The following is an 805-nucleotide window of genomic DNA, read 5'->3' on the forward strand; positions in this document are numbered from 1 at the left end:
AAGTCGGCCCATTCGGCTAGAAATTCACCACCGAGGTTTCGCAATTTCTGGGGTGGCTATTGGCCTTTTTGTTGTTGCAACGGTAACTTTTTGCCCACCAGTTGAACCCTTTTTCGCTGGCTTACGTGCTTGGCTAGTATCCAATCTTGACTGGTTCTTTCTTGCTTCTGGCAACGTATTTGTCATTGTCTGCTTGGTCTTGATTGTGACACCGCTTGGCCGAGTTCGAATTGGTGGTACTGAAGCGACACCAGATTACTCTTATGCAGGCTGGCTAGCGATGTTGTTCGCAGCCGGTATGGGCATCGGATTAGTGTTTTTTGGTGTGTCTGAGCCAATGTCGCACTTCAGCTCTGCACTTGGCGGCGTGAACATTGAAAATGGTGTGCGCACCGACTGGGCTCCACTTGGTGGTGCAGTTGGTGATACAGATGCTGCATCTGCACTTGGTATGGCTGCGACCATTTACCACTGGGCACTTCACCCTTGGTCTATTTATGCGTTGTTGGCCCTTGGCTTAGCGATTTTTTCGTTCAACAAAGGGTTGCCACTGACCATGCGTTCCATCTTCTACCCGCTATTTGGTGAACGAGTTTGGGGCTGGGTAGGGCACATCATTGCTATTCTTGCGGTTGTTGCGACGGTATTTGGTCTGGCGACATCGCTCGGCTATGGCGCTTCACAAGCAGCAACAGGTTTGAACTTTTTGTTTGGTGTGCCAATGACCGACACAACTCAAGTCGTGTTGATTGTAGTGATCACGGCATTGGCGCTGATCTCGGTGGTTGCAGGCCTTGATAGTGGG

The 805-nt window shown here is 50.4% G+C and carries 1 protein-coding gene; it reads left to right on the plus strand.

Going from position 1 to position 805, the window contains the following annotated elements:
• On the plus strand, positions 1–805 hold an 805-nt coding region (locus tag R8O11_RS26635), incomplete at both ends, for a BCCT family transporter (RefSeq protein WP_318194797.1).

It is taken from the genome of Vibrio sp. 1288 (assembly GCF_033344475.1).